Annotated in this window: 30 protein-coding genes; 5 read left to right on the top strand and 25 right to left on the bottom strand. The window is 65.9% G+C overall.

Annotated elements, in window-relative coordinates; genetic code table 11:
• The first annotated feature begins 1 nt into the window (after window position 1).
• The gene (locus BMY53_RS05175; RefSeq protein ID WP_092944339.1) at window positions 2–211 is read left to right on the top strand and encodes a DUF2909 domain-containing protein; all 210 of its coding nucleotides are present in this window, start codon (window positions 2–4) and stop codon (window positions 209–211) included.
• 40 nt (window positions 212–251) lie between these two features.
• Here the strand turns inward: BMY53_RS05175 and BMY53_RS05180 are convergent, their stop codons facing one another.
• The 7 genes from BMY53_RS05180 to BMY53_RS05205 form a co-directional block, all read right to left on the bottom strand.
• Window positions 252–1,133 (bottom strand): cytochrome c oxidase subunit 3, encoded by an 882-nt coding sequence (locus BMY53_RS05180; protein ID WP_092944341.1) that lies wholly within the window; start codon window positions 1,131–1,133, stop codon window positions 252–254.
• A gap of 95 nt (window positions 1,134–1,228) precedes the next feature.
• On the bottom strand, window positions 1,229–1,477 hold the full coding sequence (locus BMY53_RS05185) for a DUF2970 domain-containing protein (protein WP_092944343.1): 249 nt from the start codon (window positions 1,475–1,477) through the stop codon (window positions 1,229–1,231).
• The gene (locus BMY53_RS05190; protein ID WP_092944345.1) at window positions 1,474–2,100 is read right to left on the bottom strand and encodes a cytochrome c oxidase assembly protein; all 627 of its coding nucleotides are present in this window, start codon (window positions 2,098–2,100) and stop codon (window positions 1,474–1,476) included. Before BMY53_RS05190 ends, BMY53_RS05185 begins: the two co-directional genes overlap by 4 nt.
• A 10-nt stretch (window positions 2,101–2,110) precedes the next feature.
• Window positions 2,111–2,227, bottom strand: coding sequence for a cytochrome oxidase small assembly protein (locus BMY53_RS26165; protein ID WP_218151181.1), 117 nt, complete (start codon window positions 2,225–2,227; stop codon window positions 2,111–2,113).
• Window positions 2,228–2,249: 22 nt separating this feature from the next.
• Complete coding sequence (ctaD, locus tag BMY53_RS05195; protein WP_092944347.1) at window positions 2,250–3,875, bottom strand: cytochrome c oxidase subunit I; 1,626 nt, start codon at window positions 3,873–3,875, stop codon at window positions 2,250–2,252.
• Window positions 3,876–3,909: 34 nt separating this feature from the next.
• Complete coding sequence (coxB, locus tag BMY53_RS05200) at window positions 3,910–5,097, bottom strand: cytochrome c oxidase subunit II (RefSeq protein ID WP_092944349.1); 1,188 nt, start codon at window positions 5,095–5,097, stop codon at window positions 3,910–3,912.
• A gap of 268 nt (window positions 5,098–5,365) precedes the next feature.
• Window positions 5,366–6,319: a biotin synthase gene (locus BMY53_RS05205; protein WP_255370041.1), complete on the bottom strand. Its 954-nt coding sequence runs from the start codon at window positions 6,317–6,319 to the stop codon at window positions 5,366–5,368.
• 216 nt (window positions 6,320–6,535) lie between these two features.
• Here BMY53_RS05205 and BMY53_RS05210 point away from each other — a divergent pair, with 216 nt between their 5' ends.
• Window positions 6,536–7,147, top strand: coding sequence for a ComF family protein (locus BMY53_RS05210; RefSeq protein ID WP_092944351.1), 612 nt, complete (start codon window positions 6,536–6,538; stop codon window positions 7,145–7,147).
• 23 nt (window positions 7,148–7,170) lie between these two features.
• Entirely contained in the window at window positions 7,171–7,641 is a 471-nt protein-coding gene (trmL, locus tag BMY53_RS05215) for a tRNA (uridine(34)/cytosine(34)/5-carboxymethylaminomethyluridine(34)-2'-O)-methyltransferase TrmL (protein ID WP_092944353.1), read from the top strand.
• Between the two features lie 74 nt (window positions 7,642–7,715).
• Here trmL and BMY53_RS05220 read toward each other — a convergent pair whose 3' ends face one another.
• From BMY53_RS05220 to BMY53_RS05250, 7 genes are all read right to left on the bottom strand, one after another.
• Window positions 7,716–8,726 carry an NAD(P)H-dependent glycerol-3-phosphate dehydrogenase gene (locus BMY53_RS05220; RefSeq protein ID WP_092945123.1) on the bottom strand — a complete coding sequence of 337 codons (1,011 nt, stop codon included), beginning with the start codon at window positions 8,724–8,726 and terminating at the stop codon, window positions 7,716–7,718.
• 123 nt (window positions 8,727–8,849) lie between these two features.
• A complete protein-coding gene (gene secB, locus BMY53_RS05225) occupies window positions 8,850–9,308 on the bottom strand; it encodes a protein-export chaperone SecB (RefSeq protein WP_092944355.1) in 459 nt (152 codons plus the stop codon).
• 90 nt (window positions 9,309–9,398) lie between these two features.
• Window positions 9,399–9,659, bottom strand: coding sequence for a glutaredoxin 3 (grxC, locus tag BMY53_RS05230; RefSeq protein WP_092944357.1), 261 nt, complete (start codon window positions 9,657–9,659; stop codon window positions 9,399–9,401).
• Window positions 9,660–9,712: 53 nt separating this feature from the next.
• Window positions 9,713–10,129 carry a rhodanese-like domain-containing protein gene (locus tag BMY53_RS05235; protein ID WP_092944359.1) on the bottom strand — a complete coding sequence of 139 codons (417 nt, stop codon included), beginning with the start codon at window positions 10,127–10,129 and terminating at the stop codon, window positions 9,713–9,715.
• 104 nt (window positions 10,130–10,233) lie between these two features.
• Entirely contained in the window at window positions 10,234–11,745 is a 1,512-nt protein-coding gene (locus BMY53_RS26675) for a methyl-accepting chemotaxis protein (protein WP_092944361.1), read from the bottom strand.
• Between the two features lie 77 nt (window positions 11,746–11,822).
• Entirely contained in the window at window positions 11,823–12,239 is a 417-nt protein-coding gene (locus BMY53_RS05245) for a type 2 periplasmic-binding domain-containing protein (RefSeq protein WP_092945124.1), read from the bottom strand.
• Window positions 12,240–12,266: 27 nt separating this feature from the next.
• The gene (locus BMY53_RS05250) at window positions 12,267–13,472 is read right to left on the bottom strand and encodes a porin (protein ID WP_092944363.1); all 1,206 of its coding nucleotides are present in this window, start codon (window positions 13,470–13,472) and stop codon (window positions 12,267–12,269) included.
• Between the two features lie 201 nt (window positions 13,473–13,673).
• On the opposite strand from BMY53_RS05250, the gene gpmA reads away from it, so the two are divergent.
• Window positions 13,674–14,417, top strand: a complete 744-nt coding sequence (gene gpmA / locus BMY53_RS05255; RefSeq protein ID WP_092944365.1) for a 2,3-diphosphoglycerate-dependent phosphoglycerate mutase — start codon at window positions 13,674–13,676, stop codon at window positions 14,415–14,417.
• A 229-nt stretch (window positions 14,418–14,646) separates the two neighbouring features.
• Here the strand turns inward: gpmA and BMY53_RS05260 are convergent, their stop codons facing one another.
• The 7 genes from BMY53_RS05260 to BMY53_RS05290 all read right to left on the bottom strand — a co-directional run bounded on the left by BMY53_RS05260 (window position 14,647) and on the right by BMY53_RS05290 (window position 20,417).
• Window positions 14,647–15,519 (bottom strand): ribose-phosphate diphosphokinase, encoded by an 873-nt coding sequence (locus tag BMY53_RS05260; protein WP_092944367.1) that lies wholly within the window; start codon window positions 15,517–15,519, stop codon window positions 14,647–14,649.
• A 40-nt stretch (window positions 15,520–15,559) separates the two neighbouring features.
• A complete protein-coding gene (locus tag BMY53_RS05265) occupies window positions 15,560–16,309 on the bottom strand; it encodes a lysophospholipid acyltransferase family protein (RefSeq protein ID WP_177200726.1) in 750 nt (249 codons plus the stop codon).
• Window positions 16,309–17,631 carry a dihydroorotase gene (locus BMY53_RS05270; protein WP_092944370.1) on the bottom strand — a complete coding sequence of 441 codons (1,323 nt, stop codon included), beginning with the start codon at window positions 17,629–17,631 and terminating at the stop codon, window positions 16,309–16,311. Before BMY53_RS05270 ends, BMY53_RS05265 begins: the two co-directional genes overlap by 1 nt.
• Before the next feature lie 19 nt (window positions 17,632–17,650).
• Window positions 17,651–18,613, bottom strand: coding sequence for an aspartate carbamoyltransferase catalytic subunit (locus BMY53_RS05275; protein ID WP_092945126.1), 963 nt, complete (start codon window positions 18,611–18,613; stop codon window positions 17,651–17,653).
• 2 nt (window positions 18,614–18,615) lie between these two features.
• On the bottom strand, window positions 18,616–19,110 hold the full coding sequence (gene pyrR, locus BMY53_RS05280; RefSeq protein WP_092944372.1) for a bifunctional pyr operon transcriptional regulator/uracil phosphoribosyltransferase PyrR: 495 nt from the start codon (window positions 19,108–19,110) through the stop codon (window positions 18,616–18,618).
• The gene (ruvX, locus tag BMY53_RS05285; protein ID WP_092944374.1) at window positions 19,107–19,502 is read right to left on the bottom strand and encodes a Holliday junction resolvase RuvX; all 396 of its coding nucleotides are present in this window, start codon (window positions 19,500–19,502) and stop codon (window positions 19,107–19,109) included. Before ruvX ends, pyrR begins: the two co-directional genes overlap by 4 nt.
• A 336-nt stretch (window positions 19,503–19,838) precedes the next feature.
• Window positions 19,839–20,417 (bottom strand): YqgE/AlgH family protein, encoded by a 579-nt coding sequence (locus BMY53_RS05290; protein ID WP_092944376.1) that lies wholly within the window; start codon window positions 20,415–20,417, stop codon window positions 19,839–19,841.
• A gap of 33 nt (window positions 20,418–20,450) precedes the next feature.
• Here BMY53_RS05290 and BMY53_RS05295 point away from each other — a divergent pair, with 33 nt between their 5' ends.
• Window positions 20,451–21,953, top strand: coding sequence for a cryptochrome/photolyase family protein (locus BMY53_RS05295; protein ID WP_092944378.1), 1,503 nt, complete (start codon window positions 20,451–20,453; stop codon window positions 21,951–21,953).
• A gap of 27 nt (window positions 21,954–21,980) precedes the next feature.
• On the opposite strand, the gene BMY53_RS05300 is transcribed toward BMY53_RS05295, so the two are convergent.
• The 4 genes from BMY53_RS05300 to BMY53_RS05315 all read right to left on the bottom strand — a co-directional run bounded on the left by BMY53_RS05300 (window position 21,981) and on the right by BMY53_RS05315 (window position 26,478).
• Window positions 21,981–22,865, bottom strand: a complete 885-nt coding sequence (locus BMY53_RS05300) for a response regulator (protein ID WP_092944380.1) — start codon at window positions 22,863–22,865, stop codon at window positions 21,981–21,983.
• 162 nt (window positions 22,866–23,027) lie between these two features.
• On the bottom strand, window positions 23,028–23,666 hold the full coding sequence (locus BMY53_RS05305) for a response regulator (protein ID WP_092944382.1): 639 nt from the start codon (window positions 23,664–23,666) through the stop codon (window positions 23,028–23,030).
• Window positions 23,647–25,080, bottom strand: coding sequence for a CHASE3 domain-containing protein (locus BMY53_RS05310; protein ID WP_177200727.1), 1,434 nt, complete (start codon window positions 25,078–25,080; stop codon window positions 23,647–23,649). The genes BMY53_RS05305 and BMY53_RS05310 overlap by 20 nt, the downstream gene beginning before the upstream one ends.
• A 249-nt stretch (window positions 25,081–25,329) precedes the next feature.
• Entirely contained in the window at window positions 25,330–26,478 is a 1,149-nt protein-coding gene (locus BMY53_RS05315) for an alpha/beta hydrolase family protein (RefSeq protein WP_092944386.1), read from the bottom strand.
• Window positions 26,479–26,490 lie beyond the last annotated feature (12 nt).

Raw genomic sequence — 26,490 nt, forward strand, 5'->3', positions numbered from 1 at the left:
CATGAAGATCATCGTCATCCTGGCGTTCGTCGGCATCCTCGCCGCCCTCTTTGGGGCCGGCGTGCTGATGCTGCGCCGGAACAAGGGCAAGGCCAGCATGGCCCATGCCCTGGCGTGGCGGGTGGGGCTGTCGGTGGCGCTGTTCCTGTTCCTCATGTTCAGCGCCTACATGGGCTGGATCAAGCCGGGCGGCGTCCCCGTCGCCAACTAGGGAACCCACCAGCGAAGCGCCGGTGGGATCGGCCACGGGCTCAGAACCAATACACGATGACGTAGAGACCGAGCCAGACCACGTCCACAAAGTGCCAATACCAGGCGGCGCCTTCAAAGCCGAAGTGCCGGTCCGGTGTGAAGTGGCCCTTCATCAGCCGCAGCGTGATGAACAACAGCATCAGCATGCCGACAAACACGTGGAAGCCGTGGAAGCCGGTCAGCATGAAGAAGGTGGAACCGTAGACGCCGGAGGAGAGCTTCAGGTTGAGCTCCTGGTAGGCGTGCATGTATTCATAGCCCTGGAAGCCCAGGAAGGTGATGCCCAGCAGCACCGTGAGCCACATGAAGCCGATGGTCTTGGCGCGCTGGTTGGCAATCAGCGCATGGTGCGCGATGGTCAGCGTCACGCCCGACGTGAGCAGCAGCGCGGTATTGATGGACGGGATGGGCCACGGACCCATGATGTGGAAGGGCTCCACCGTGCCGGCCGGCGAACCGGTGGCGCCAGGCGCAGTGCTGGGCCACAGGCCATTGAAATCAGGCCACAGCAGCGCGTTATCCAGGCTGCCCAGCGTGGGAATCGAATACCCGCGTGACCAGAACAGCGCGCCGAAGAACGCAGCGAAGAACATCACCTCCGAGAAGATGAACCAGCCCATGCTCCAGCGGTAGCTGGCGTCGATGCGGTCACTGTAGAGCCCGCCCTCGCTTTCATGGATGGCCTGCCCGAACCACTGCTTGAGGACAAAGGCCCACCACAACAGGCCGAACAGCAGTGACCAGGCGCCCCAGTCATGCCCATTGACCCATTGCCCCGCGCCCAGAATCACCCAGAACAGGCCGAAGGCGGCCATGGCTGGGTGGCGCGATGGCGCCGGCACAAAGTAATAAGGGGTCTTGCCGTGAGTCGTTGCCGACATACCTTGTTCTCCTCGAATGCCTGTGATGCTCTCGTCGATTCCGGTACTGCGTTCTCAATGCCTGAAGCGGCGTGCCGCGATTGCGCCGGCGGGCGTCATGACCCGGCCACGCCGCTGGCCACCACCCAATTCACCAGCAGCAGCAAACCCACCACGAAGATCGCCGCGCCCAGCACGCCCGCGACGATGACATGCAGCGGGTTGAGCTGCGACACATCCTTGTCGTATTCCGATCCCTTGCGCACACCAAAGAAGGACCAGAGCACGGCACGCACCGTCCCCCAGAAGGAGCCGGTGCGCCGCATCGCTTCCTTCAGATCGTCGCCGGGGCGCGGCGTGGTCATGTGCTGGGCTCCTTACCCGGCTCTTTACCTGGCTCCATGACCGGCGCCTTGCCCGGCTCCTTGTGCTTCCCCGCCACCTCGAAGAAGGTGTAGCTCAGGGTGATGGTCTTCACATCCTTGGGGATCTTCGGGTCGATCACGAACACCACTGGCCAGGCCTTCTGCTCGCCAGGCTGCAGCGTGTATTCATTGAAGCAGAAACACTCCAGCTTGTTGAAGTAGGGCGTGGCCTGCTTGGGGGCATAGCTGGGAATGGCCTGCGCCGACATGCTGCGGTCCTGCACATTCTGGAAGGTGTACATCACCGTGGTGAGCTGGCCCGGGTGCACGTCCATGTGGCGCACCGCAGGCTTGAAGTCCCACGGGCCACGCGCATTGGTGTCGAACTCCACGCTGATGCTGCGGCTGTAGTCCACCTGCGTGTTGCGCACGTCCTCGCGCTTGACCACATGCTGGCGCTCGCCCAGGGCCAGCACATTGATGCCCAGCGCCGTGCAGACCGCGCGGTAGATGGGCACCAGCGCATAACCGAAGCAGGACATCATGGCCACCACCACCACCAGCTTGCCGGTCATCCGCAGGTTGTCCCTGCGGATCCAGGCGGCCAGTGGACGGCGGCTCATGGCGGGCCCCTCAGTGGCTCAGCCAGACGATCTTGGCCACGAAACCCAGGCCGAACACCAGCGCCACGCTGAACAGGATCAGCGCCAGCTTCAGGTTGCTCTTCCGCTGCTGCTTCGATGTGCTCATACGTCTGTTCCGGACCCCAGTTTCAGCCGATCACCTTGGTGGCGGTCACGTCCAGCTTGGGTGGGTTCTCGAAGGTGTGGAACGGTGCCGGCGACGGCACTTCCCACTCCAGGCCTTCAGCGCCTTCCCAGGGGTTCTGCGGCGCCTTTTCGCCCTTGCCGCGCATCATCGGGATGACCACGAAGACAAAGAAGTAGACCTGCATCAGGCCGAAGCCGAAGGCGCCGATCGAGGCCACCATGTTGAAGTCGGCGAACTGCATGGGGTAGTCGGCATATCGACGGGGCATGCCGGCCAGACCCAGGAAGTGCATCGGGAAGAAGGTCAGGTTGAAGGTGATCAACGAGCCCCAGAAGTGGATCCTGCCGCGCGTCTCGGAATACATCACACCGGTCCACTTCGGCCCCCAGTAGTACACGCCGGCAAACAGCGCATACAGGGAACCGGCCACCAGCACGTAGTGGAAATGGGCCACGACGTAATAGGTGTCCTGGATCTGGATGTCGACCGGCGCCACCGCGCAGATCAGGCCGGTGAAGCCCCCCATGGTGAACACGAAGATGAAACCGACCGCCCACAGCATCGGGGTCTCGAAGGTCATCGAACCGCGCCACATGGTAGCCAGCCAGTTGAAGATCTTCACGCCGGTGGGCACCGCGATCAGCATGGTCGCGTACATGAAGAACAGTTGGCCCGTCACCGGCATGCCGGTGGCAAACATGTGGTGGGCCCACACAATGAAGGAGAGGATGGCGATCGAGGCGGTGGCGTACACCATCGATGCATAACCGAACAGCCGCTTGCGGGCAAAGGCCGGCACGATCTGGCTCACGATGCCGAACGCCGGCAGGATCATGATGTAGACCTCGGGGTGGCCGAAGAACCAGAAGATGTGCTGGTACATCACCGGGTCACCACCGCCGGCGGGTGTGAAGAAGCTGGTGCCGAAGTGGCGGTCCGTCAGCGTCATCGTGATGGCACCGGCCAGCACCGGCATGACCGCGATCAGCAGGTAGGCCGTGATCAGCCAGGTCCAGGCAAACATCGGCATCTTCATCAGCGTCATGCCGGGGGCCCGCATGTTGAGGATGGTCACGATGATGTTGATCGACCCCATGATGGAGGAGGCGCCCAGGATGTGCATGGCAAAGATGCCGGCATCCATGGAGGGGCCCATCTGCAGGGTCAACGGCGCATAGAGCGTCCAGCCGGCGGCGGGGGCGCCCCCCGGCATGAAGAACGAACCCACCAGCATCAGCGCTGCGGGGATCATCAGCCAGAAGCTGAAGTTGTTCATCCGCGCGAACGCCATGTCGGAGGCGCCGATCTGCAGCGGGATCATCCAGTTCGCGAAGCCCACGAAGGCCGGCATGATGGCGCCGAACACCATGATGAGGCCATGCATGGTGGTGAACTGGTTGAACTGCTCCGGATTGAAGAACTGCAGGCCGGGCTGGAACAGCTCGGCACGGATGCACAGTGCCAGGATGCCGCCGATGATCAGCATCGTGAAGCTGAACAACAGGTACAGCGTGCCGATGTCCTTGTGGTTGGTGGCGAACACCCAGCGGCGCCAGCCGGTCGGGGCGTGGTGATCGTCATGATGGTCATGAACGTGACCAGACGGGTGGTCAAGCACTGCACTCATGGGGATTCCTCGGTTCCTCGGATGGGCGTCCGGATTATTTGGCGCGCTCGGCCACGACTTCGGCGGGCTGAACGATCTGGCCAGTCTTGTTGGACCAGCTGTTCTTGGTGTAAGTGACCACGGCAGCGATCTCGCTGTCCTTCAGGATGGACTTCCAGGCCGGCATCTGGTTGCGGCCGTTGAGCACCACATGCAGCTGCTCGGCATGGCTGTCGGCCAGCACCACCTTGGAACCATCCAGCGGCGGGAACTGCCCGGCGCCCTTGCCATCAGGCCGGTGGCAGACCGCGCAGTTGCTGTTGTAGACCTTCTCGCCACGGGCCAGCAGCTCTTCCAGCGACCAGACCTTGGCGGGGTCGTCCGCCTTGGCGGCCAGCTTCTTCTGCTCTTCCTGCACCCATGCGGTGTAGGCCTGCGCACTCAGCACCTTCACATGGATGGGCATGTACGCATGCTCCTTGCCGCAGAGCTCGGCGCACTGGCCGTAGAAGTCGCCTTCCTGCTCGGCCTTGAACCAGGTGTCGCGCACGAAACCGGGGATGGCATCCTGCTTCACGCCGAAGGCCGGCACCATCCACGCGTGGATGACGTCCTGCGCCGTGGTGATGATGCGAACCTTTTTGTTGACCGGCACGATCAGGGGGTTGTCTACCTTGAGGAGGTAGTTGTCCACATCGCCGGGCTTGCCGGAGTCGGACAGGGCCCGCTGCGACGCATCCAGGGTGGAGACAAAGCCGATGCCTTCGCCTTCTCCCTTGACGTAGTCGTAGCCCCATTTCCACTGGTAGCCGGTAGCCTTGATGGTGAGGTCGGCATTGGTGGTGTCCTTCATGGCCACCACCACCTTGGTTGCCGGCAGCGCCATGAGGATCACGATGATGAACGGCACCACCGTCCAGGCAATTTCCACCTTCACGCTTTCATGGAAGTTGGCCGGCACCGCGCCCTTGGACTTCCGGTGCTTGAAGATGGAATAGAACATCACGCCGAAGACGGCAATGAAGATGGCCAGGCAGATGACCAACATCATGTTGTGCAGCCACGCCTGCTCATGGGCGATCTTGGTGACCGCCGGCTGCAGGTTGAGCTGGTTGACCGCCGGACCACCCGGCAGGTCATTCACCGCCAGGGCCGACTGGCTGGCCAGCGCGACCACTGCGGTCAACGCCAGCTGGCTCCATCGGCGCCCCAGCTGATGCACATCACTGTTCATCATCGTCATGGTTCGTCTCTTTATCCAGTCTCTCTCAAGCTCTCGTCACCCGGATCTCCACCAGGGTTGGGGCCAGCAGACGTCTTCCAGTCGGGGGCGGATTTTAGCCCACGCCCCTTTTTGGCCCTTCCCGCGCCTTCACTCGCGGAGAACCGTGCACCAAAGCCGGACTATGACTGCCACCGGGGGCGCCAACCGCCCAGGATTACCCTCAGAGCGCACCCGGGTTTCGCTGTACGCATCACTGGTGTTGGTGCGACGTTCGCACGGCCAGGGGTCAGTGCTTGCCTTGCCCGCGCACCATGGCCCGCATCTGATCCAGCGAGACCGCCGTCTGCGCCGCCATCTTCAGCCGCGGTTGCGGCTTGAAGGCATGGCCATACACCAACTCGACACTCAGCCCCAGCCGTCCATCCGCCCCGCGCAAAGACTCCAGGGCCGCCAACAGCCGCTGGCGCCAGGCGCGGCTGCGCAAGCCCGCGCCCCGCAGTACCGACACATTGCCCCCCAGTGCCCGCAGGTCCGCCAGCAAGGCGTCCGGCGTGCCCCAGGTCAGGCGCAGGTGTTCCTGATCCATCACCGGGTCGGCAAAGCCGGCGTGCACCAGCATGTCGCCCAGGTCATGCATGTCCACCCATTCCGGGGTGGGCACACCGAGGCCTTCGCGCTCGTACAACGGGCGCAGCTCGATGAAGCTGTCCGGCCCGAAGCAGGAGAACATCAGAAATCCGTCCACCGCCAGCGCGTCATGCCACTGATGGATCAGCGCGGGCTTGTCCGTCTCGGCATGCAGTTCCATGTTGGACCACAGCAATTGCGAGGCGCCGGCAGGGGCCTGGGCCACCAACTCGGGCGTGAAGGTGCCGCGCAGCTTGTCCATCATCGTCTGCATGGCCGATGGCAGCACCGATTGCGCCACCGAGCCTATCCAGCCCCGCTTGAACCGTTGCTGCAATTGCGCGCGCACGCGGTCGTCCGGCTCACACCAGACCTGCGTGGCCTGCGGATACTGCTGCCGCAGCCCGGCGTCGCCGCCGCCCACGGAAGGCCGCCGTTGCAGCACCTGGGCGGGCTGCAGCTTGATCACCGGCAGGCGCTCCAGCATGCGTTGCGCCACCTCCTGGTACAGCCAGGGCGGTTGGTCGGCCAAGGCCAGTCGACGGCGCTGCCGCCGTGCCGCCGCCGCATCAATCTGCTGTGTGCCAGGCGGCTTGGCCTCGTTCCCACTCATGGGGCCGAATTGTAGGCGGCCATGCGAAATCTCGTCCGCCGCTGGGGTTTGTCGTCGCACGGGTCTGTGGGGAACTGGTGGGAATGGGCCGGTCCGGCGGGTTGGCCGGGGCAATGCCTGTTGTGCCGGCAGTGGTGCCGGGGCCGGTGGTGTGCAGCCTGCCGAGAACGTTTTGCAGCGGCGGACGTCTGGCGCTGTGCGACCTGCGGGCTGGCGTTGCCCGTACCGACCCACGCAGACCCCAACACCCCTCTCGAGAGGAAGCGCAACGCCACCACAGCCCGGCCCCGGTGCGGCAAGTGCCTGGTCCATGCGCCGCCGCTGGCGCACTGTGTTGCCGCGCTGGACTACGCCTTCCCCTGGGACCATTGGCTGCAGGCGCTCAAATTCCACGCCCGGCTGGAGGTCCTGCCCTTGCTCGGTGAATTGCTGGGCGGAGCGTTAGCCCGGGCTCACTTACAGTGGCCGCAGCTCCCCCCACCGGACCTGGTCCTGCCCATCCCGCTCTCCACCGAACGGCTGCGAGAGCGTGGTTTCAACCAGAGCCTGGAGATCGCGAGGCACCTGCCGACGCAGCGACAATACCGGCTGTGCGCCCACACGCTGGTCCGTGTACGCCACACGGGCCGCCAGTCGGACCTGCCCCTGGTGGATCGCCGGGGCAACCTGCGGGCAGCCTTTGGCGTGGTCCGTCCGGTGCAAGGCCTGCGTGTCGCCCTGGTGGACGATGTGATGACCAGCGGGGCCACGCTGTTCGAGGCCGCGGCCACGTTGCACGAGGCGGGCGCCTTGGCGGTGCAGGCCTGGGTGGTGGCGCGCACGCCCTGAAATCAAGGAAGGTCTGCTGTCCCATGTTCAACATCGTGCTGGTGCATCCGGAAATCCCGCCCAACACCGGCAATGTCATCCGCCTGGCCGCCAACACCGGCTGCCGGCTCCACCTGATCGAGCCCCTGGGCTTCTCGATGGAAGACCGGCTGCTGCAACGCGCCGGGCTGGACTATCACGAGTACGCGCCGGTGATGCGCCACGCCCACTGGAATGCCTTCCTGGACGCCGAGCAGCCCGAGGCCTCGCGGCTGTTTGCGTTCACCACACGCGGCAGCCGCCTGCTGCCAGAGGTGGCCTTGCAGGCCGGTGACTATCTGGTGTTTGGTTGCGAGACCGCCGGCCTCCCGGCCGAGCTGCGCGATCAGTTTCCGCTGGCGCAACGGGTGCGGCTGCCAATGCGTGCCGGCCAGCGCAGCCTCAATCTCAGCAATGCGGTGGCGGTGGCCGTCTTCGAGGCCTGGCGACAGAACGGCTATGCAGAAGGCGGCTGAGGCTGGGCAGGACGCTGGCGCCTATCCAGAACTTCAACTCGGCTTCTGCCGAGCCCTTGGCGTACTCACCGCACCTACCACTCGGACTTGGCTTGCCGCCCCATCAGCGCTTCCATGGCGCCATGCGCGTCCATGCGACCTTCCAGCACGTCGACCACCGCTTCGGTGATCGGCATGTCCACGCCCAATGAGCGGGCACGGGCCAGTACGGTCGGGGCGCTATAGACGCCTTCGGCCACATGGCCCAGGCGTTGCAGGATGGCCTCCAGGCTCAGGCCCTCGGCCATCAGCAAGCCGACGCGGCGGTTGCGGGAGAGGTCACCCGTGGCCGTCAGCACCAGGTCACCCAGGCCGGCCAGACCCAGCAGGGTTTCCGGCTGAGCGCCCAGCGCCAGCGCCATGCGCTGCATTTCCGCCAGGCCGCGCGTGATCAGCGCGGCGCGGGCATTCAGGCCCGGGCCCTTGCGCCCGGCCATCTCGGCCGCCAGGCGCAGGCCATCGGCCATGCCCACGGCAATGGCCATGACGTTCTTGACGGCGCCGCCCACCTCCACGCCCACAGGGTCGGCAGACGAATACACACGCAGGCGCTCGCTGTGGAAGGCCGTGACCCCCAATTGCGCCAGCGCGGCGTCTTCGGATGCGGACACCAGGGCGGTCGGCTGGCCGGCAGCCACCTCCTGCGCAAAGCTGGGGCCGGAAAGTACCCCAGTGGCCAGTTGCGGCACCACTTCGCGGGCAATTTCATGGCCGAGCCGGCCGGTGCCGGCCTCGAAGCCCTTGCACAGCCACAGGCAACGTGCCCCTGCGGGCAGCGTGGCCAGCATGCCGCGCAAAGCGGCCATGGGCGTGGCGATGACGATCAGCCCGCCGCGGCCATGGGCCAAGGCGGCCTGAAGGTCGCCCGTCAGGCCCAGCGAATCCGGCAGGGGCGCATCCGGCAGGTAGCGTGCATTGCGGCGCTCGGCCTGCATGGCAGCCACACCGTCGGCATCACGGGCCCACAACAACACCTCGTGCCGCGCACTGGCAGCAATGGCCAGCGCCGTACCCCAGGCGCCAGCGCCAAGCACACTGATCTTCATGCGCAGGACTTGATCGGACATGGATGACGGGAAGATGTCAGTCCCCACCGGACCCGAGGGTTCCAGACAACGACGCCGGCCAAGCGGAATCCGCGGGGCCGGCGCACTGTGGGGAGGCGACGCTCAGTTGGGCGCGGATTCGCCGTTGATCTGGCTTTGGGCCTGCTGGGCTTCAAACATGGCCTGGAAGTTGACTTCCGTCAGCAGCACGGGCGGGAAGCCGGCGCGGGTGCACACGTCGGAGACGATGGCGCGCAGGTAGGGGTAGATCATCTGCGGGCAGACGATGGCCAGGATGCCTTCGAGCTGTTCCTGCGGCACATTGCGGATCTCGAAGATGCCGGCCTGCTTGGCCTCGATCAGGAACAGGGTCTTGTCCTGGACGGAGGTGGTGACGGTGCCGGTCACGCTCACTTCGAACAGGCCTTCAGCGACCGGTTCAGCGGCCAGGGCCAGCTTGATGTCAACCTGCGGCTGTGCCTGCTCCAGCAGGATCTGCGGGGCATTGGGCTGCTCCAGCGACAGATCTTTCAGGTACATGCGCTGAATCTGGAACACGGGGGTGCTGTTGTCGTCGGCCATGGTTATTCCAAAAATGAGAAGGCCCGCAGGCGCGGGCCGTGAAAGCATTATGGCAGGGTGCGACGGCACCCCGGCCGGTGACAAAAAGCCTCAGACGCCGTTGAGCAGCGGCTGCAGCCCGCCGCGCTGATCCAGCGCGATCAGGTCGTCGCACCCACCGACGTGGGTGTCACCAATGAAGATCTGCGGCACGGTGCGGCGGCCGGTCATCTGGATCATGGTGTCCCGCTGGGACGGATCCAGGTCCACCCGCACTTCTTCGATCTGGTCAACGCCACGCTGCTTGAGCAGCGACTTGGCCCGCACGCAGTAGGGGCAGACCAGGGTGGTGTACATCTTCACGGCGCGCATCGCCAATTCTCCAAAGTGTCAGGTCGAGGGGTCGTTGCAACCGGCCAGGGCGATCAGGCTGCGGACTTCTCTACCGGCAAACTTGCCTCCCGCCAGGCGGCGAGACCGCCCCCCAGCGCAACGGCATTTGCATAGCCCTGTTGGCGAAGAATGCCAGCTGCGCGCGAGGCGCGTGCGCCGCTCTTGCACATCAGCACCAGCGGCAGGGCCTTGTTGGTGGGCAGTTGCTTGATGGGGCCACCCGTGTTGAGCAGCGCCAGCGGCACATTGCGGGCGCCGCCGGCATGGCCCTGGGCGAATTCCTCGGGCTCGCTCACGTCGATGAGCACACCCTTTTCACGGTTGAGCAGGCGCACCGCTTCAGCGGTGGACACACCACCGGCCTTGCCACGGAAGGTTGTCCACAGCAGCAAACTGCCGGAAATCACCGCCGTCAGCACCAGATACCAGTTGTCGATCAGGAATTTCAAAGCCAGGGCCCAACCAAAGAAAAACGCGATTATAGGTTTCGACCTGAAAGGCCAAGGGCCCGCCGGCGGTGAGGCGGGCGGGCCCTTGGGGAACGCTGCGACGTTCAGAGACGGAAGGTCGACACCGAGGTCTGCAAAGCCCGCGCCTGTTGCTCCAGGCTGCTGGCCGCCGCGGCGGCTTCTTCCACCAGCGCGGCATTTTGCTGCGTCATCTGGTCCAGCTGCAGCACCGACTCGTTCACATGGCCGATGCCCTGGCTCTGCTCGGCCGAGGCGGCAGTGATCTCGCTGATGATGTCGGACACCCGCTGCACGCTGGCCACGATCTCATCCATCGTTGCGCCGGCGTTCTGCACCAGGCGCGAACCGGATTCCACCCGTTCCACGCTGGCACCGATCAGCGTCTTGATCTCACGGGCGGCTTCGGCGCTGCGCTGCGCCAGCGAACGGACCTCGCCCGCCACCACCGCAAAACCGCGCCCCTGCTCACCAGCCCGGGCCGCTTCCACGGCCGCGTTCAGCGCCAGGATGTTGGTCTGGAAGGCGATGCCGTCGATCACGCCGATGATGTCGCCGATCTTGCGCGAGCTGGCGGTGATCTCATCCATCGTCGAGACCACCTGCCCCACCACCTCGCCGCCCTTGCGGGCGACCGTGGCGGCGGAACCGGCCAGCTGGTTGGCCTGGCTGGCCGCGTCGGCACTCTGGCGCACCGTCTCGGTCAGGTGCTGCATGTTGGAAGCCGTCTGCTCCAGCGAGCCGGCCTGCTTTTCAGTGCGGGTGGAGAGGTCCTGGTTGCCCACGGCGATCTCGCGGGAGGCCACCGTCATGGAATCCGTGCCGTTGCGCACTTCGCTGACGATCGCCTTGAGCCCCTGGGCCGTGTCGCGCACGGCGGCCAGCAGGCTGTTGTTCGCGCCCGGCGCCACCACGATGTGCTGGGCCAGGTCGCCCTCGGCCATTTGCTGCATCACGTGACGCGCATATTCCGGCTCACCGCCGAGTTGGCGCCACACGCTGTTGATCAGCAGCCAGGAACCGAAGCCCAGGCACAGGACCACGATCACCCCGCTGCTCACCGTCACCCACACGCTGGCCGACACCCCGCCTTCGGCCTTGGCCAGGGAGGCGTCGAAGCTGCCGCGCGCATCCTTGGCGGATTCGGCCAGCAGGTCGGACAGCACCTTTTGCGCTGCCTGCATCTTGGGGATGGCACCGGCCTGGTCGCCCTGCTTGATGCCCAGGAACAGCTGCGCGGTGTCCACCGACGCGGCGTAGTAGGCCTCGAAGGCCGACGCCAGCTTGCCGCCCACGTCGCGCCGGCCAGGAATGGCCTGGATGGAGGCGATCACCTTGCGCATGGCTGCGGCGCGCTCGCCGGCTTCGTCCAGGCGTTTCTTCTCGCCTTCGGCGACCGCACTCTGGATGGTGCCGCTCAGGTTTTCCAACTGCGAGGACAGTTGGTTGGTGGCCACCAGATAGGGATAGTCCGCCTCGCCCAGCGCATGGATCGCGCCCGAGGTGCGGGTGGAATAGAACAGCACCACCGCGATGCCGACGGCAAAGATCAGCGCCGCCAGTACCGGCAACATCGCGATTCGGGTCTTCAGGTTCATCTTCAGTCTCCAGCAACGCCACAGGCGCCACCCCGGCATGGGGAGGCGCCTGCCAGTCTTACGCCGTGGTGGGCGTATCAGTCAACGCTGAGCACCACCTTCACCGAGCCGTCGACCGCCGACTTCTCGATGTAGCCAATGGCATCGGGATTGCCCGCCACGAACTTCTTGACGTCGGCGGCACTGCCCAGTTCCTTGGGCGGCGTGCCCTTGCCCGAGAACACCAGGCGCGACCACGCGGCCTTCACCTGGGCCGAGGACTTGCCCGTGGCCTTGGTGTAGAAGGTTTCACGGGCAGCTGCCGCTTCCGGCAGGTCCACCGCCACGGCGGCGCTGCCATTGGGCAGCGCATTGCTCTTGCCCAAGAAGATGGCGGAGACCTGGTCGGCCGTCATGTTGCCCACCGGGCTCTTCGCGCTCACCACCACGGCCACCTGGGCCTGCGCGGCAACACCTGCCACCATCAGGGTGGCGCCCATCAGCATCTTGTTCATCTTGAATTGCATATCTGCCTCGCCCGCTTAGAACACGAAGTCAACGGCCAGGCTGTACACGCCCACACGCTCGTTGCTGAAGCCGGTCTGCACGTTGTAGAACTGGCCGCCACCGGTGGTCTTGATGCTGTCGTACTGTGCCTTCACCGCGATGTTGCGCCAGGCGTCCCAACGCACGCCCAAACCGATGGTCTTTTGCGGGGTGCTCTGCGAGTTGGCCGCGATGTCGACCAGCGAATGCAGCGTCGAAGGCGACGGCACGGTGTTGTTGACGTTCAGGCTGTCGGTCTTTTGCTGCGACAGCGTGGCGTACGGCGTGAACTTGCCAACGCGGTAACCCAGCGTCGTGTACCAGCCGGTGGTGTCCGGCACGAAGGTGTCGGTCTTGCGCTTGGTGTATTCCGCCGATGCCACCCAGTTGCCTTCATCGTAGGTCAGGCCGATGCTGGAGAAGGTGGCGTCCTTGCTGTTGGGGTCCAGCTGGTCGCCCACGCTGGCGTAAGGCGTGCCGCGCAGGGTCGCGACCAGGGTGTTGAGCGACGCGTTGTTCACCGTCAACTTGCCCATCACGTGGCCCAGGCGCAGCGTCAGGCCGTCCATCAGTTCGGCCGAGGCGTTCAGGCCGTACATGTCCTTCAGCTCGATCTTCACGTTGCGCACGTAGGAGGAGCTCTGGCCCGCGAAGCCACCCAGGGTCACGGCGTGGCCGGCGACCTGGGTCGTCCAGTTCACGTCGGCACCGTCGAAGTGGCTGACCGGCACCTGGCCGTAGACGTCGATGGGCGGGCGCAGCCAGGTGTTGGCATAACCCACGTCACGGAAATCCGACACGGCGAAGAACGGGGCACCCATGCGGCCCAGGCGGAAGGCCAGGCCCGGGGTGGCCTGGTACTTGGCAAATGCCCATTCGATCTGGGGCGTCCAGTTGCCCTTGCCGTTCTGCTTGGTCAGCACCTGCACCGTGGCAGAGAACTGGCTGTTGAACTTGGCACCGGCCTGCACACCCAGCTTGGTGTCGACTTCGCCGCTGAGCGACTTGTCGGCGCCCTGCGTCTGGCCCGGGATCACGTACTCGGCGCCGCTCTTGGTGGTGCCGACCACGCCCACCGTGCCGAAGCCCGACAGGGAGAACATCGACTCGCCCTGAGCCTGCGCCTGGGCGCCCACGGCAGCCAGCGTCAGCGCGGCACCCAGGGCCAGAGGCGTCAGACGCCAGTTCTTCACAACCATCATGGAGTACTCCTCATTCTTCGTTACCAACAACCATCACAACGACATCCGTCCGTGTCGGGGAGCGCAGGCCTTGGCCGCCTTTCGCCAGACACGAACCAGTTGTCGGTTCTTCAAAAACCTTCTTGAGCCCGCGGTGCCAGAGGGCTGCCTCTAGAATCCGCGCAGCCCCGCCGGAGACCGGCAAAACTTCACAGATCCACCATGTACAAGCTCGTGCTCATTCGCCATGGCGAATCCACCTGGAACCTCGAGAACCGATTCACCGGTTGGACCGATGTGGATCTCACCCCCACGGGCGTCGCCCAGGCCCAACAGGCCGGACGCCTGCTCAAGGAAGCGGGTCTGGACTTCGATGTCGCCCATACCTCTGTCCTCAAGCGCGCCATCTGGACCCTGTGGCATTGCCTGGATCAGATGGACCGCCAATGGCTGCCCGTGCGCCACTCGTGGCGCCTGAACGAACGCCACTACGGCGGTCTCCAGGGCCTCAACAAGGCCGACATGGCCAAGCAGTACGGTGACGAACAAGTGCTGGTCTGGCGTCGCAGCTATGACACCCCGCCGCCGGCACTGGAAGCCACCGACCCGCGCAGCGAGCGTGGTGACATCCGTTATGCCGGCCTGGAACCCTCTCAGATTCCGTTGACTGAATGCCTCAAGGACACGGTCGCCCGGGTACTGCCTTACTGGAACGAGCAGATCGCACCCGCCATTCTGGCCGGTAACCGGGTGTTAATCGCAGCCCATGGCAACAGTATTCGTGCCCTCGTGAAATATTTGGACAATATCGCCGACGACGCCATCGTTGGCGTGAATATTCCCAACGGGATTCCGCTGGTCTATGAACTGGACGCGGATTTGAAACCCATCAAGAGCTATTACCTGGGTGACGCCGAAGCCGCCGCCAAGGCCGCAGCGGCCGTGGCCAGCCAGGGCAAGGCCTGAGCCTCTTTCCGGGGACGTGAGCCAACATTCCGCATTTATTCGCCGATTGAACATATCCGGAATATTGCTGCCATAGAGTAGACACCCCAAACAAAAAGCCCCGCAGTGCGGGGCTTTTTTATTGACCGAAACGTTCGGACCTTATGGGTTTATTCCGGTTTATTCCCGCAGCCCAGAATTCAGATATTCATTGAAATCATCAAAGTCAATGAGTTTCAGCGGCATTCATTCACGCCGCATTCAATGATTTCGCTACCATCGCCGCCACGCAGACCGCGTTGCTTTCATGCGGGATGGCATTGCTGCTCCAGACATGGCGCACCCCTGCGGCGCGCAGGGCGGGCAAGGCATCGCCGTTGAACAGCGCATGGGTCACCGCCACATCAACCGAACTGGCCCCCCGTGCCAATGCCTCCTTGGCGGCGCCGATCAGGGTGCGGCCGGTAGAGGCCATGTCGTCCAGCAACACCACAGGCCGGCCTGCCACCGCGACATCGGGGAAGGCCAGTTGCACCTGGGTGTCCCCGTGGCGCACCTTGCGGCCCACGGCGAAGTCCAGGCCCGCATCACGCGCGGCCTCGGCCACCCATTGGCCGGACTCCTCGTCCGGACCCACCAGCACGGCGCCGGGTACCTGAGCCGCGATCCATCGGCCCAGCAAGGTGGCGGCGGACAGTGCGATGCCCACGCCTGCGGGCATCACCTCGTCCAGGCTGTGGATGCGGTGAAGGTGCGGGTCCACGGTGACGACCTGGTCGAACTGCGTGGCCAGCAACGCGGCGATATGGCGCTGGCTGACGGCCTCGCCGGGGGTGAACTCCATGTCCTGCCTCATGTAGGCCAGGTAAGGGGCCACCAAGCCCAGCCGTTGCGCGCCCCAGGCACGAGCAGTGGGCGCGGCGATCAACAATTCCACCAACCGATCGTTGGGCTGGTGTTGCATGCCCCGCAGCAGCCACACCTGTGCCGGCAAGGGCTTGGGCAGGACCAGGCGGAGCTCGCCGTCCGGAAACCGGTGGCGGGTGATGAGGCCCAGTGGGCATTGCAGCTCAGCGGCCAGGCGCTGCGCCAGCCCCTGCTCGTCTTCGAATGCCAGCAACATGGGCGGCCTTTCTGAAAGCGATTGCGGACATGCGCCAGGCTCAGGCCGGCGGCAGCGCGGCTGACAGGCGCTGGCTCAGCGCCTCGGCCAAGGCGCGGCGCTCCTGGCCATGGGTCTCCATCAGTGGCAGGCTCTCCACCCGCACATGAAGATCGCGCGCGGTCAGAATGCGCCACAGACTCTGCATCAGGGTCATCTGGCCGATGTAGCAGGCGGCCTCGCTGTAGGGCTGGCCCGGCTGATGCCAGCGCAGCACCACGGGCTGCAGCGGCGCGTTCACGCTGATGGCCGCCTGCAGCAGGTTGGCATGCAGGGGCAGCAGCGGATAACCGGCCCCGGTGGTGCCTTCCGGGAAGACCGCCACCGTCTCGCCGCGCGACAGCGCCTCGGCCGTCTGGTGGACCACCCGCAAGGCATCCCGCTTGCTGGCCCGCTCGATATAAAGCGTGCCCACGGCGGTGGCCAGGCCACCCACCAGCGGCCAGTGCTTGATGTCGGCCTTGGAGACAAACCGTGCCTCAGGGATCACTGCATGGATGGCCGCGATGTCCAGCCAGGACACGTGGTTGGCCGTGATCAGCCGGGCGGTGGTGGTGGGCGCGTGCAGCGGCTGCAGGGTCACGCCCAGCACCCGCAGCAGCTTGCCGGACCACCAGCCCACATACGCCTGTCGTTGCGGGGCATCCAGCTTCGACCAGCGCGTATTGATGATCCACAAGCCGTGCAGGATGTGTCCGAGCATGCCGGCGGCCCGCCCCATGGCGACCAGCCCACGTGGCAGGCCCGACATCAGGCCGCCGCCTCCGTCAGCAGGGACTCATACGCCACCGTGCCCGCCACCAGCGTGTAGCGGACCTGGCCCGGCAGCTCGAAGCCTGTGATGTCGAAGGCGAACGGCGTGTGCTTGCCCTGGCTGACCAGGCGCTCCGGCGTCACGGCGCCGGAGGCGGCAGCGTCGAAGATACAGACGTCGCCGACACCGCCTTCCACCAGACGGCCGGCGCTGGCGGACAGCGAGCCGAGCGCCTGGCCCAGCACCTTGACCGGCCGGGCCGTGATCACGTCCAGTGCGCGGGCCAGCGGCAGGCCTTCGTCCTGCGCCCAGCGCAATGCCAGGCTCAGCAGCAGCTCCAGGCCGGTGGCACCGGGGGTGGCCTCGGCGAACGGCAGGTGCTTTTCGTCGGTGGTCACCGGGTTGTGGTCGCTCACCAGCGCGTCGATGGTGCCGTCGGCCAGCGCCTGCCGCAGCGCGTCGCGGTCGCGTTGCTGGCGCAGCGGCGGTTGCAGGCGGAAGGCCGGGTTGAAGTAGCCGATGTCCACATCGGTCAGGTGCAGCGAGTTGATGGACACGTCCGCCGTCACCGGCAGGCCTTCGTGCTTGGCACGGCGCACCAGGTCCACGCCAGCGGCGCTGCTGATGCGGCACAGATGCACCCGGGCGCCGGTGGCACGCACCAGTTCCAGGATGGTGTGCAAGGCCACCGTCTCGGCCGCCACCGGTTCACCGGAAAGCCCCAGGCGGGTGGCCACCGAGCCGCTGGCGGCCACGCCGCCGCTCAGCCAGGGGTCCCGCGGATGCAGCCACAGCGCGTAGCCGAAGCTGGCGGCGTATTGCATGGCGCGCTGCATGGTCAGCGTGTTGCGGATGGGCACGGCCGCGTGGGAGAAGGCCACGCAGCCGGCTTCAGTCAGTTCCGCCATCTCGGTCAGCGCTTCGCCCTGCAGGCCGCGGGTGATGGCGCCCAGCGGGAACAGGCGGCAGCGGCTGAGCTTGCGGGCGCGGAACTTCAGCATCTCCACCAGGCCCGGTTCGTCCAGCGTGGGATCGGTATCGGGCGGGCAGACCAGGCTGGTCACGCCACCGGCAGCGGCGGCGGCCAGTTCGCTTTCCAGCAGGCCTTCGTGCTCATGGCCAGGCTCACGCAGGCGCGCGGCCAAGTCCACCAGGCCCGGGGCGACCACCAGGCCGGACGCGTCGATGACGCGGTCGGCGCTGAAATCACCCACCCGGCCCACACCCACGATGCGGCCGGAGGCGATGGCGAGGTCACCGGTCTGGTCCAGGCCCGAGGCGGGGTCCAGCAGGCGTCCGTTCTGAATCAGGATCTTCATACAGTGCTCCAGCCTCTGCTCAGGCCTCGTTGCCGGCCAGAATGGACATCACCGCCATCCGTACCGCAATGCCGAAAGTGACCTGCGGCAGGATCACGCTGTGCTGGCCGTCGGCCACGCTGGACGAGATCTCCACGCCGCGGTTGATGGGGCCCGGGTGCATCACGATGGCATCCGGCTTGGCCAGGGCCAGCTTCTCCGGGGTGAGCCCGAAGCTCTTGAAGTATTCACCCGCGCTGGGCAGCATGGCGCCGGTCATGCGCTCGTTCTGCAGGCGCAGCATGATGATGACGTCGGCGTCGCGCACGCCTTCGGCCATGTCGTGGCACACGCGCACGCCCATGTCCTTGAGGTCACCCGGCACCAGGGTCTTGGGGCCGACGGCGCGGATCTCGGGCACGCCCAGGATGCTGAGCGCGTGGATGTCGGAGCGCGCCACGCGGGAATGCACGATGTCGCCCACGATGGCCACGGTCAGGTTGGTGAAGTCCTTCTTGTAGTGGCGGATGGTGTACATGTCCAGCAGCCCCTGGGTGGGGTGGGCATGACGGCCGTCACCGGCATTCACCACATGCACATGGGGTGCGCAGTGCTGGGCGATCAGGTAGGGGGCGCCGGACTCGCTGTGGCGCACCACGAACATGTCGGCATGCATGGCGGAGAGGTTGGCCACCGTGTCCAGCAGCGTTTCACCCTTGGCGGTGCTGGAGCGCGCGATATCGAGGTTGATCACGTCCGCCGACAGCCGCTTGGCGGCGATCTCGAACGTGGTGCGGGTGCGGGTGCTGTTCTCGAAGAACAGGTTGAACACCGACTTGCCTCGCAGCAGCGGCACCTTTTTCACTTCCCGGTCGTTCACCGACAGGAAGGTTCCCGCCGTGTCCAGGATCTGGTGGATGACCGCACGCGGCAGGCCCTCGGTGGAGAGCAGGTGGATCAGCTCACCGTGCTTGTTCAGTTGAGGATTTCGTTTACTCAGCATGGTCATTTCACGTCAAAGCTGAAGCGGCCGTTGTCGTCCTTGGCCAGGCGCAGCCGTTGTTCGGGCGCGAGGGCGACGCGTGCGGCGGAGAAGGCCGGTTCGATGGGGAGCTGGCGGCCGCCGCGGTCCACCAGCACTGCGAGGGTGACGCTGGCGGGGCGGCCGAAGTCGAACAGCTCGTTGATCACGGCGCGGGTGGTGCGGCCGGTAAAGAGCACGTCGTCGATCAGCACGATGTGACGGTCGGTGATGTCGAAGGGCAGTTTGGTGTGGTCGGCGGCGGCGCTCATGCCCTTGGAGCCGAAGTCATCGCGGTGCAGGGCACTGGAGATGACGCCGTGCTGGCCCTCGAGTTGCAGGTCTTGCTGCAGGCGCTCGGCCAGCCAGGCGCCGCCGGACCAGATGCCCACCAGCACGGCCTGCGGCTGCAGCAGGCGCTGCACGCCGCGGCGGAGGTCGCCATAAAGCGCTTCGGCATCGAGATGGAGTGTGCTCATGAATGTTCCCGGAAGTATTGTTCGAGGATGAGTGCGGCGCTGGCGGCATCCAGGTCGCGAGCGCCCTGGGACTGGGCCTCGGCGCTGGTGTAGCGTTCGTCCACCTCCACCACGGGCAGGTGGTAGCGCCCGCGCAGCTGGCCGGCAAAGCGCAGGGCCCGCTGTGTCATCTCATGCGGTTGGCCATCGGGATGGCGTGGCACGCCGATCACCAGCGCATCCGGCTGCCACTCGGCGATCAGCTTCGTGATTGCGGCGAATCGCGCATCCCCCTGCTCCGTGATCGTCCGCACGCCGCGCGCGCTGCCCAGCAGCCGATTGCCCGACGCCACACCGATCCGTTTGGTACCGAAATCAAAAGCCAGCAGGGACACAGGAAGAGAAGTGCTCATATCAGCGCCCCACTCATACCCCCAGCGCCTCCCCCCAGTAGCCAAAAGCAAAGCGACTGGGGGGCCATTCTTGACCAAGCCAGCCCAGGCGAAGGGCCGTCCCGAGCCTCGGGCAGCGCCCCTTGGGGGCAGGAGCGAAGCGACTGGGGGGCCATTTTTCATCAAGCCAGCCCAGGCGAAGGGCCGTCCCGAGCCTCGGGCAGCGCCCCTTGGGGGCAGGAGCGAAGCGACTGGGGGGCCATTTTTCATCAAGCCAGCCCAGGCGAAGGGCCGCCCCGAGCCTTGGGCAGCGCCCCTTGGGGGCAGGAGCGAAAGCGACTGAGGGGCCAACATCCATCATGCGTGGCCGGCTTCCGGGCTGAGCATGCGGGGGTCGATGCCGAGTAGGGCCAGCGCTTTTTCATAGCGCTCCTCGATCGGCGTGTCGAAGATGATCTCGGGGGTCGCGTCCACCGTGATCCAGCCGTTGCGGCCCAGCTCTTCTTCCAGCTGACCCGCGGCCCAGCCGCTGTAGCCCAGCGTGATCAGTACCCGCTTGGGGCCGGCACCACTGGACAAGGCTTCCAGCACATCCCGGCTGGTGGTCATTTCCAGCCCACCTGGCACGGCCAGCGTGGCGTTGTAGTGGTTGCCCTGCTCATCCAGCGGCTCATGCAGCACAAAACCGCGCTCGGTCTGGACAGGGCCCCCATAAAAGACAGGGCGGGCCGCCATCGATTCGTCCGGCAGCTCCAGTTCGACCTTCTCGAACAGGTTGCCAAGCGTCAACGAAATCGGCTTGTTGATGACCAGGCCCAGGGCACCCTTCTCGTTGTGCTCGCACAGGTAGACCACTGACCCTGCAAAGGTCTCGTCCACCATGCCCGGCATGGCGATCAGGAACTGGTTGGTCAGATCGATGCGTTCCTTGGACATGGCGGCATTCTATTTCACCGACACTCCCCGTCCATGAAGACCGCCCCTTCTCGCAGCACAGCCCGTACCGCTCCTGATCCGGACACCGCCCTGGTCTGGTTCCGCCGGGACTTGCGCGCCGACGACCATGCGGCGCTCTATCACGCGCTCAAGCACCACCCCCGCGTGTACTGTGCTTTTGTACTGGACACCGACATCCTGGACGCCCTGCCCCGCGCGGACCGTCGCGTCCCTTTCATCCTGGACGCCCTGCGGGTGCTGGACGCCGACCTGGGCCGGCTGGCCCTCGGTGCCGGGCTGATCGTCCGCCACGGCAGCGCCGCGGCCTTGCTGCCGGCGCTGGTGGCCGAACTGGGCGCGGGCGCGCTGTATTTCAACCATGACGACGAGCCGCAGGCGCTGCAGCGAGACGCCGCCGTGGGCGAAACCCTGCTGGCGCGCGGCGTGGCGGTCCACAGTTTCAAGGACCATGTCATCTTCGAGCGTTCGGAGATCCTGACCGCCACCCGGCAGCCCTACGGCGTCTTCACGCCCTACAAGAACAACTGGCTCAAGACGCTGACCGACTTTTATGTCCGCGCCTATCCGGTGCGCCCATACGCCGCCCATCTGGCACCAGCCCCCGGCCCGCAGGCGCCACGCATCCCCAGCTTGACGGACATCGGTTTCGACCCGGTCGAGCTCAGCCCCACGCTGCGCGACGGCAGCGACGGTGCTCAGCGGTTGCTGAAGGATTTCCTGACCCGTATCGACCGTTATGGCGAACAACGGGACTTCCCCGCCGTGAAGGGCCCCAGCTACCTGAGCGTGCACCTGCGCTTTGGCACCCTCTCGATCCGCCAATGCGCGCGCGAGGCCTGGCTGCGTGCTCGCCAGGGGGATGAGGGCGCCCAGATCTGGCTTTCCGAGCTGGTCTGGCGGGATTTCTACCACCAGGTGATGCATCACCATCCCCATGTGGTGGGCCACGCCTTCCGGCCGGAATACGACAACATCCGCTGGGAAACCGGCCCCGAGGCGGAAGAACAATTCCGGGCCTGGTGTGAGGGCCGCACGGGCTTCCCCATCGTGGACGCGGCCATGCGCCAGCTCAACGAGACCGGCTACATGCACAACCGGCTACGGATGGTCACGGCCAGCTTCCTGATCAAGGACCTGGGCATCGACTGGCGGTGGGGGGAAGGTTATTTCGCCCAGCAGTTGCTGGATTTCGACCTGGCCGCCAACAACGGCGGCTGGCAGTGGGCCGCCTCCAGCGGCTGCGATGCCCAGCCCTATTTCCGCATCTTCAACCCGGTCAGCCAGAGCGAGAAGTTCGATGCGCAGGGCAAGTTCATCAAGCGTTATGTGCCCGAGCTGGCGAAACTGCCTCCCAAGCTGATTCACGCCCCGTGGACGGCGCGCCCCGTGGAGTTGGAAGCTTGTGGCGTGGCCATGGGCCGGGACTATCCGCTGCCCATCGTGCGCCACGAGCTGGCGCGGATGGCAACGCTGGACCGCTACGCGGTGGTCAAGGACCGGCGCCTGCCCGAATAGGGGTGTGGCACGCGGCCGCCTGGGGGGTCAGTGCACCACCGCGCTGCCATCGGACGGCAGGCATTCGCCATGGGCCCGGGATTCCGCCAGGTTCAACAGGCCACGGGCACTGATGGCATCGCGGGGATAGATGGCCATGCCCACCGAGCAATGCAGCCGGATCGGCTTGCCGGCCAGCTCGAAGGGCAAGCTCAAGGCGTCGTCCAGCCGGTGCGTCAGCGCGTCGGCGTCGTGGGTGCTGTCCACACGGGTGACGACCAGGGCGAACTGCTCGTCGGCATGGCGGGCCAGCAGGTCGGCATCGCCGGTGCAGCTCTTCATGCGCTGCCCCAGTTCCACGAGCAAGGGGGCCGTGGCCGCAGGGCCGTGCGAGAGCAGCAGCGCCTGCAGGCCGCGCAGCACCACCACCGCCACCGCCACCGGCTGGGGGTCAGCCCGAAGCATGCGCAGGACCTGATCCAGCCGTTCCAGCAAGGCCACCTGGCCCAGCAGGCCGGTCACCGTGTCGCGCAGCAGCGGCGAGAAGCGCAGTTGCTTGCCGCTGGCCCGCTCGCTTTGCAGCAGTTCGTCCAGATCCCCGAACAGGGTTTCCAGACCGGTGCCCTTGTCGTAGAAGCCATCCGCGCCGGCCTTGATGCACCGGTCGCGGTAGATGTCGGAGCACTGGCTGCTGAGCATCAGGATGCGGCCTTTGTAGCCCCGGCCCCGCAGGTCTCGCAGCACATCCAGCCCGGTACCGATGGCCAGATTCATGTCCAGCAGTACGGTGTCCGGCTGCAGCCAGTCAATCAGCGCCACGGCTTGCGGCGCACCTTCCGCTTCCCCGACCACACGGGTGCCCGGCAGGCTGTCGAGCCGGCGGGCCAACAGGCGGCGGATCGCGGAAGAGTCCTCGACGAGGAAGATATCCATGGGACGCTTTCTCCAAGCACCGTTCCTGAGTGAACGGCATGGAGCGCATCTTGGCCCGCGGGGATCGAATCAGTCAGCGGCAGCCCGCGCAAGCTCGTGTCGGAAGCTCGCGGCAGGGTTTGTGCAGCAATCACCTACAGCGTTGGGACAGCGGTACCAACGTTAAATAGCATCGGTCAATCCATGCTGTACGCAGTATTTCGTCAGTTCCGTGTTGTTGCGCCAGCCGGTTTTTTCCAGGATGCGGGCGCGGTAGGTGCCCACCGTCTTGGCCGACAGGTGCATGGTGTCGGCGATCTCGGCCGGCGTCTTGCCGGCGGCGATCAACAACATCACGCGGTGCTCCTGGGCCGACAGCTGCTCATGCGGCAGCTGGTTGGGGGCCTGGCCGCTGAGCAGGCCCAGCAGGTGGTCCGCCATCGCCGCCGTGACATACCGGCCCCCCACCAGCAGGCGCTGCAGTGCCAGCACCAGTTCATCGGTGGCCTTGTCCTTGGGCAGGTAGCCGGACACGCCCATCTGCAGCAGCCGGGCTGCATAGGCGGACTCGGCATTCAGGCTGAGCACCAGCACCGGCACCGTCTTGATGGCGCGCAGGATGCGGCTGGCGCCCTCGGTGCCGCTGGCGTCGGGCAAGGACAGGTCCAGCACGATCGCCGAAGGCGCATGGGCCTGGCCGAGCTGCAGTGCTTCGGCAATGGTGGACGCTTCATCGATCACGGCGTCGGGCCACTGGGCGTGGATCAGCTGCTTGACCCCCAGCCGCATGATCGGATGGTCATCAACGATCAGAAACCTCATCCCAACCCTCCTCTTTTTCAATCGCGGGCGCTCCGGCGGCCGCTGCGGCCACTGGTGCTTCCGCAGCCTTCAACGGCACACGCACTTCAACCCGTGTGCCCTGCCCCGGTGCCGGGCCGAAGCTCATCTCGCCTCCAGCCAGCACGGCGCGCTCTCGCATGTTTCGCAAGCCCGAAGCATCGGCCCGGACATGCCCGGGCCCGACGCCATCATCCTGGATACGCAGGCAGTAGAAACCGTCGTCCAGATGCGATTCAATCACCAGCTCCTGCGCGTTGGCATGGCGCAGCACATTGGTGGCGGCCTCCTGCAGCAGGCGGAACAACTGGTTGTGCTGCTCCGGCGTGAGGTCGTCATCCGAGGCCAGGTCGAGCATGACCGTCAGGCCCGCCTGCCGCTCCAGCCCTTGTGCGTAATGCTGCACGGCGGCGGCAAAGCCGAAGTCATCCAGCAGCGGGGGCCGCAGGCTGGAGGCAATGCGGCGGGCCGCGCCAATCACATCGTCGGCAATGCCCAGCATCTCTTCGAGCATCGGCTCCTTCACGGGCGCCATCTTGCGGGTCAGCGAGATCACCAGCATCTTGCTGGCCGTGCCCAGTTGCCCCAGATGGTCATGCACCTCCCGCGCCAGCCGGCGGCGCTCGGTCTCCACGCTACGGTCCAGCTCCGCCGCAAAGCTCTGGATCCGGTCCAGAGCCTCCCGCAGGGCCTGCGTGCGCTGGTCCACCATCGATTCCAGCTGCGCATGGCTGTCTCGCAGCGCCCGTTCCGCTTCGTCGCGCCGTTCCCGCTCCAGCCACAGGGCCGCCAGCGCCGCCGCCACCAACGCCCCGCCGACCAGCGGCAGCACCTGCGCCAATCGGGCCGTCTGCGCTTGCTGTTGGGCCACTTCCGTCTCGATGCCGTCAATGCGCTGTTGCTGCAGCGAATCCAGCCGGTCCAGCTCCCCGCGAATTTCATCCATCAATTGCTTGCCCGCCACCCAGGCCTGCACATTGCGAATCGCCGCCTCCCCCAGCTTCCAGCGACTGTCCACGTTCTGCGCCAATTGCACGCGTCGGTCTGCAATCAAGCGGTCCAGACGTGCAAACGCAGCCTCCTGGGGGTCACCAGAGGTTTGCAGGGCGACCTTGAGCTCGGTGTAGCGCGGGTCAAGTTCGCGCATCCCATGGTCGTAGGGTTCCAGGAAGCTTGCGTCCCCCGTGATGAGGAACCCGCGCTGACCGGTCTCGAGATCCACCAGCAAATGATTGAGACGGCTGATCAGCACCTGCGTGCCCAACGCGTGGGCGCGCAGATTCTCCAGGCGCGTCAGCTCGCCCAGACTCCTGTACTCGCCGTAGGCCGTGGCCACGAAGGCGACGCAGCCGGCCAGCAGCAGGGCTGCAGCCACCGGGAAGCTCAGAAAACGCATGCATCGTGGGGCATTACGGCCCTCTTTAACTACCCCGCAGGCATTGGCCTTGTGCGACTGAATCGCCATGACATCGGCGCAATGCCCACCTGGCGTTAGAGGCCGCCCTCTGCGACAGCCTGTTACGCGTACCCCAACGCTAGGGGTGCTTGCTCAGAAAAGCAAGCCCACACCCACATGGGCGTGCCTGAGAAGCGACGCCGGCCCTGCGCAGAACGCTGTCCGATAGGTCCCACCGGGAAGCGCTGCTCATTGCAGCGGGTGGGGGGCAAGTCTTGCATCGGGGTGACCCGCCTCGGTGGCCGGGCGCATGCCACGGCCCGCGACCTTGGTGTTCATGGGCGATTCCCAGCGCGACAGCAGCGCGCCATGCTGCGTCTGCCACGTCTGCAGCGGCCCGTCCTGCTCATTCAGCACCAGGCGCAGCCAGGCCACACTCAATGTGGCCGTTGCCGCTTTCACCTGGGGGTTGAGGGCTTCGCCCCCCGTGTTCAAGCGGTCGGTAAAGATGCTGTGCGAGCCGCCCTTGAACATGGCCAAGGCCTTGCGGGGTCCACCCGTGGCCTCAAACAGCTGCACGCGGTCCGAAGGGCCGGAGTAATAGCCCGGAATGCGGATCTCGTCCATGGTGGCACTAATGTGCAGCGTGGGCACGGTGATGCCGCCCACGATGGGGCCGGGATCGCCTTCGCCGTAAAACGGCGGCGCGGAGATGAGGATGGCGGCCCGGATGCGCGGGTCATTCAGCACCATCTCGGCCTGCCCGGCCTGGAAACGCTCCGGCGCGCCGACGCGCGCACCGGCCAGCAGCAGGCTCGTATTGGCCCCATAGGAGTGGCCGGCCACGATGATCTGTCGGGTATTGAGCCGGGTCGCCAGCTCGCCGGTCAGAAGCTTGTCGAGCGCAAATTGCATATCCCGCACACGGTCGATGGCTTCGCGAGGCTGGGCGGCCTGATTCAGCCGCCACATCAGGGCCACCGAATTGCTGGCGCCGAAGCCACCGGCCCAGAGGCGGCGGTCACTGCCGACATGCTGCACATGCAAGGCCACAAAGCCCTGCGAGGCCCAGTAGTGGCCCAGATAGCTGTAACCCCGGCGGGAGCCGCCCAGGCCATGGGAGAAGATGATGACGGGCCAACCACCCGCGGGTGGTTCGGCCTGGGGGCCGGCGGGCCAATACACCCGCACCGGCACCGCGCGGTGGCGCTGGTCATCGCGCCAGTCGAGGTCCTGCCATTGGTGGCTGCCATCCTCGGCGGTCTCGATGCCGGGCACGGCGGGCTGGTCGGGTTCCAGGAGGCTGGGCACGGCAGGGCCGGCGCAAGCCGTCAGCACGGATGCCACCACCAGCGCCAGCAACACCACAGGTAGCGACCGGGTCAGGTCTTTCAGCATCGAGACTCCCTG

Origin of the sequence: Roseateles sp. YR242, from assembly GCF_900109745.1 — a bacterium.
GTDB lineage: Bacteria > Pseudomonadota > Gammaproteobacteria > Burkholderiales > Burkholderiaceae_C > Roseateles.

Bases quoted from the DNA above. Each gene is read 5' to 3' on its own strand.
- BMY53_RS05175 (WP_092944339.1), top strand. From the start codon at position 2: ATGAAGATCATCGTCATCCTGGCGTTCGTCGGCATCCTCGCCGCCCTC.
- BMY53_RS05180 (WP_092944341.1), bottom strand. From the start codon at position 1,133: ATGTCGGCAACGACTCACGGCAAGACCCCTTATTACTTTGTGCCGGCG.
- BMY53_RS05185 (WP_092944343.1), bottom strand. From the start codon at position 1,477: ATGACCACGCCGCGCCCCGGCGACGATCTGAAGGAAGCGATGCGGCGC.
- BMY53_RS05190 (WP_092944345.1), bottom strand. From the start codon at position 2,100: ATGAGCCGCCGTCCACTGGCCGCCTGGATCCGCAGGGACAACCTGCGG.
- BMY53_RS26165 (WP_218151181.1), bottom strand. From the start codon at position 2,227: ATGAGCACATCGAAGCAGCAGCGGAAGAGCAACCTGAAGCTGGCGCTG.
- ctaD (WP_092944347.1), bottom strand. From the start codon at position 3,875: ATGAGTGCAGTGCTTGACCACCCGTCTGGTCACGTTCATGACCATCAT.
- coxB (WP_092944349.1), bottom strand. From the start codon at position 5,097: ATGACGATGATGAACAGTGATGTGCATCAGCTGGGGCGCCGATGGAGC.
- BMY53_RS05205 (WP_255370041.1), bottom strand. From the start codon at position 6,319: ATGAGTGGGAACGAGGCCAAGCCGCCTGGCACACAGCAGATTGATGCG.
- trmL (WP_092944353.1), top strand. From the start codon at position 7,171: ATGTTCAACATCGTGCTGGTGCATCCGGAAATCCCGCCCAACACCGGC.
- BMY53_RS05220 (WP_092945123.1), bottom strand. From the start codon at position 8,726: ATGAAGATCAGTGTGCTTGGCGCTGGCGCCTGGGGTACGGCGCTGGCC.
- secB (WP_092944355.1), bottom strand. From the start codon at position 9,308: ATGGCCGACGACAACAGCACCCCCGTGTTCCAGATTCAGCGCATGTAC.
- grxC (WP_092944357.1), bottom strand. From the start codon at position 9,659: ATGCGCGCCGTGAAGATGTACACCACCCTGGTCTGCCCCTACTGCGTG.
- BMY53_RS26675 (WP_092944361.1), bottom strand. From the start codon at position 11,745: ATGAACCTGAAGACCCGAATCGCGATGTTGCCGGTACTGGCGGCGCTG.
- BMY53_RS05245 (WP_092945124.1), bottom strand. From the start codon at position 12,239: ATGAACAAGATGCTGATGGGCGCCACCCTGATGGTGGCAGGTGTTGCC.
- BMY53_RS05250 (WP_092944363.1), bottom strand. From the start codon at position 13,472: ATGATGGTTGTGAAGAACTGGCGTCTGACGCCTCTGGCCCTGGGTGCC.
- gpmA (WP_092944365.1), top strand. From the start codon at position 13,674: ATGTACAAGCTCGTGCTCATTCGCCATGGCGAATCCACCTGGAACCTC.
- BMY53_RS05260 (WP_092944367.1), bottom strand. From the start codon at position 15,519: ATGTTGCTGGCATTCGAAGACGAGCAGGGGCTGGCGCAGCGCCTGGCC.
- BMY53_RS05265 (WP_177200726.1), bottom strand. From the start codon at position 16,309: ATGTCGGGCCTGCCACGTGGGCTGGTCGCCATGGGGCGGGCCGCCGGC.
- BMY53_RS05270 (WP_092944370.1), bottom strand. From the start codon at position 17,631: ATGAAGATCCTGATTCAGAACGGACGCCTGCTGGACCCCGCCTCGGGC.
- BMY53_RS05275 (WP_092945126.1), bottom strand. From the start codon at position 18,613: ATGCTGAGTAAACGAAATCCTCAACTGAACAAGCACGGTGAGCTGATC.
- pyrR (WP_092944372.1), bottom strand. From the start codon at position 19,110: ATGAGCACACTCCATCTCGATGCCGAAGCGCTTTATGGCGACCTCCGC.
- ruvX (WP_092944374.1), bottom strand. From the start codon at position 19,502: ATGAGCACTTCTCTTCCTGTGTCCCTGCTGGCTTTTGATTTCGGTACC.
- BMY53_RS05290 (WP_092944376.1), bottom strand. From the start codon at position 20,417: ATGTCCAAGGAACGCATCGATCTGACCAACCAGTTCCTGATCGCCATG.
- BMY53_RS05295 (WP_092944378.1), top strand. From the start codon at position 20,451: ATGAAGACCGCCCCTTCTCGCAGCACAGCCCGTACCGCTCCTGATCCG.
- BMY53_RS05300 (WP_092944380.1), bottom strand. From the start codon at position 22,865: ATGGATATCTTCCTCGTCGAGGACTCTTCCGCGATCCGCCGCCTGTTG.
- BMY53_RS05305 (WP_092944382.1), bottom strand. From the start codon at position 23,666: ATGAGGTTTCTGATCGTTGATGACCATCCGATCATGCGGCTGGGGGTC.
- BMY53_RS05310 (WP_177200727.1), bottom strand. From the start codon at position 25,080: ATGCGTTTTCTGAGCTTCCCGGTGGCTGCAGCCCTGCTGCTGGCCGGC.
- BMY53_RS05315 (WP_092944386.1), bottom strand. From the start codon at position 26,478: ATGCTGAAAGACCTGACCCGGTCGCTACCTGTGGTGTTGCTGGCGCTG.